This is a genomic window from Kitasatospora putterlickiae, from assembly GCF_039527695.1.
Lineage (GTDB): Bacteria > Actinomycetota > Actinomycetes > Streptomycetales > Streptomycetaceae > Kitasatospora > Kitasatospora putterlickiae.
Window position 1 is genome coordinate 1 of sequence record NZ_BAAAKJ010000380.1, and the last position, 3,191, is coordinate 3,191.

Consider the following 3,191-nt stretch of genomic DNA (forward strand, 5'->3'; position numbering starts at 1 on the left):
GCGGCGGGGCCGGCGCCCCGGCCGTGCCGCCGGCCTGGCCGGTCGGCACCGGAGCGGCGGTCTCGCCCTCCTCGACCAGCCGCCCGACCGGGGTGACCTTGCCGGCCGCCGCGAACCCCCAGTCCAGCAGCGCGGCCGTCTCGTCGTACACCTTCTGGTACGTGGACGGGTGCATCACCGTCACCAGCAGGGTGCGCCCGCCGCGTTCGGCGGCGCCGACGAAGGTGGAGCCGGCGTTGGTGGTGAAACCGTTCTTCACCCCGATCAGCCCGGGGTACTTGCCGAGCAGCCGGTTGGTGTTGGCGATCCCGAAGGCGCCGCGCTGCCCGGTGTTCCTGTCCACCGCGCCGGGGAACATCGCGTCACGGGTCGCGCAGTACATCCGGAAGTCCGGGTTGCGCAGCCCCGCCCGGGCGAACAGCGCGAGGTCGTACGCCGAGGAGACCTGGCCGTCCGAGTCGTAGCCGTCCGGCGAGACCACCCTGGTGTCCCGGGCCTGGAGCGCCTCGGCCCGCGCCTGCATCTCGGCGACGGTCCGCTGCACGCCGCCGTTCATGTGCGAGAGGACGTGCACCGCGTCGTTCCCCGAGCTCAGGAAGACCCCGCGCCAGAGGTCCTCGACCTTGTAGTCCAGGTCCTCCTTGATGCCGACCAGGCTGCTGCCCGCGCCGATCCCCTGGATCTCCTCGGGCGCCACCTTGTGCACCGTCTCGCGGTCGAACTTGGGCAGCACGGTGTCCGCGAAGAGGATCTTCAGGGTGGAGGCCGGGGCGAGGGCCAGATGCGGATTGCTGGCCGCCAGCACCTCGCCTGACGCCGCGTCGGCCACGATCCAGGACTGCCCGGTGAGGTCGCCCGGCAGTGCCGGGGCGCCCGCCAGCGGGCTCACCTGGACCCCCGGGAGCCCCAGCCGCTCCCCGCCGACCACGGCCGGCGGTGGCGGCGGCCCGGCCGGGGCCGCGACGGCCGCGGGGGCGGCGATCAGAAGAGGGAGCGCCGCGGCGGTCGCGGCGAGCAGACGTGCGGGCTTCGAGCGAATGGGCACCACCAGACGGTACCCAGTCCGGGCCCCCGCCGTCCGCCGCTTGCCCCGCCGGACCGCGAGGAGGGCCCCGCCGTACGCCGAACGGACGCCCGCGCATACTGGGAGGGCACACCGTCTTCACCTCCCCGCCGCACCGAGGACCTCCCCATGAAGCTCAGCCGCCGCACCTCCTGGTTCCTGACCGCCTTCGGCGTCTGGTCCATGATCATCTGGACCACCTTCGTCAAGAACCTCTGGAAGGACTCCGGCGGCCAGGCCTTCACCGGCGGCGACCACTCCCAGCCCACCGCCTTCTTCTGGGTCCACCTGCTCCTCGCCGTGACCTCGTTCGTCCTCGGCGTCGCGATCGGCGTCATCGGCCTGCGCGGCCTGCGCGCCGGACGCCGCGAACCCGCCGCCGGCTGACGCGAAATTACCTGGTTGCGGGGCATGTGACGCCCTGGCAGGATCCTCTTCGCTCGACCACGATCGAACTCTCGTTCGATCCTCAAGCAAGGGGGTCCCATGAAGCCTGCCCGTTTCCGCCCGCTCGGTGGCGCCGTCGCCGTCGCCCTGACGGCCGGGCTGTTCGCCGCGCCCGCCGCCCTCGCCGACACCACCGGCCCGAGGGTCACCGGCACCACCGCCTCACCGCAGCCCCGGAACCTCTCCGCGGGCACCGCCACCGACGCCTGCGACGCGACCACCGCGCCCGGCTGGATCGGTCTGACCTCCGGCGGACCGACGCTGCGGGCGGGCGTCGCCTCGGACGCCGCCGGCAGCCTCTCCGCCGCGTTCTCGGTCCGTGACCTGACCACCTCCGCCGCCGCCTTCGACGGCACCGCCCAGGCCTACGGCGGCACCGCGACCACCGCCGTCCCCGGCCTCGCCGACGGCCACTCCTACGCCTGGAACGCCCGCGCCCTCCAAGGCGCCGAGACCTCCGAGGCCTCCCCGGACTGCCACTTCAAGCTGGACCTGGCCGGCCCCCAGGCCGCCGTCTCCTCCACCGACTTCCCGGCCTCCGGCTCCGGCCAGACCCCGCTCAAGTACGCGGGCGAGACCGGCACCTTCCTGCTCACCGGCGCCGACCCCGTCCCGGCGGGCGGCGAGGCCTCGGGCATCGCCTGCTACCGCTACGCGCTCAACAGCACCATCGGGGCCGGCGGCGGCTGCACCGGCGCCGTCGTGCCCGGCCCGGACGGCACCGGCACCCTCACCCTGCGGGTGCCGCAGTGGGGTACCAACGTCCTCACCGTCGAGGCCGTCGACAACGCGGACAACGTGAGCCAGAGCGCGACCTACACCTTCTACGCCCCCTCCAACCCCAACCCGCCGCAGGCGCTCGGGGACGTCGACGCCGACGGGGTGCCGGACATCCTGCTCCCGGACGCCGCCGGGAACCTCCAGATCATCAGCGCGGCGGCCGCCGCCGCCACGCCGACGTCCGTGGTCCCCACGACCGCCGCGCCGGACCAGACCTCCTGGACGGGCTTCCAGCTGGCCCACCGCGGCTGGCGCGGCCACGCCCCGATGGACGACGTGCTGATGCACGAGCCCGGATCGTCCGCGCTGTACTTCTACAACAACACCGACTCCGGCGCCTTCACGCAGTACCCGGGTACGGTCCGCCGACCCGTCTCCTGCAAGGACGCCGCCGGCATCACGATGACCTGCCCGGCCGACTACGCGCGCGACTGGAGCAGGGCCGACCAACTGGTGGCGCTCGGCTCGCTCAACACCCAGCTCAGCCCCTCGCTGCTGACGGTCGAGAACGGCGACCTCTGGCTGTTCCCCAACCCCGGCTTCAACTCCTCGCTCACCACCGCCCGCAAGCTCACCACCGGCGGCTCCTGGACCGGCTACGACCTGGTCGCCCCCGGCCGCGACGGCGCGGGCAACCTCGCCCTCTGGGCGCGCGAGCGGGCCACCGGCGCGCTGCACGCCTACGCGATCCCCAAGCTGGCCGACGGCACCTTCGACTTCACCGCCCTCGCCGCCCCGGCGGCCGGCGTGGTCGCCACCGGCTTCACCGTGGACGCCTACCCGGTGCTCGGCAGCTCGGGTGACGGCAACGGCGACACGGTGCCCGACCTGTGGGCCGTCACCGCCGACCGGCACCTGCTGACCTACCAGGGCCTCACCAACCCCAAGGACCTCGGCGTCC

2 protein-coding genes and 1 pseudogene are annotated in these 3,191 nt (G+C 73.9%); 2 read left to right on the plus strand and 1 reads right to left on the minus strand.

Annotated features, from left to right (window positions below):
* A partial coding sequence (locus ABD308_RS33320; RefSeq protein ID WP_344343377.1) for a D-alanyl-D-alanine carboxypeptidase family protein occupies nt 1-1,045 on the minus strand: 1,045 nt, incomplete at its 3' end.
* Between the two features lie 147 nt (nt 1,046-1,192).
* On the opposite strand from ABD308_RS33320, the gene ABD308_RS33325 reads away from it, so the two are divergent.
* A complete protein-coding gene (locus ABD308_RS33325) occupies nt 1,193-1,450 on the plus strand; it encodes an SCO4848 family membrane protein (RefSeq protein WP_344343379.1) in 258 nt (85 codons plus the stop codon).
* 99 nt (nt 1,451-1,549) lie between these two features.
* Nucleotides 1,550-3,191, plus strand: a pseudogene (locus ABD308_RS33330) (hypothetical protein); the annotation flags it as partial.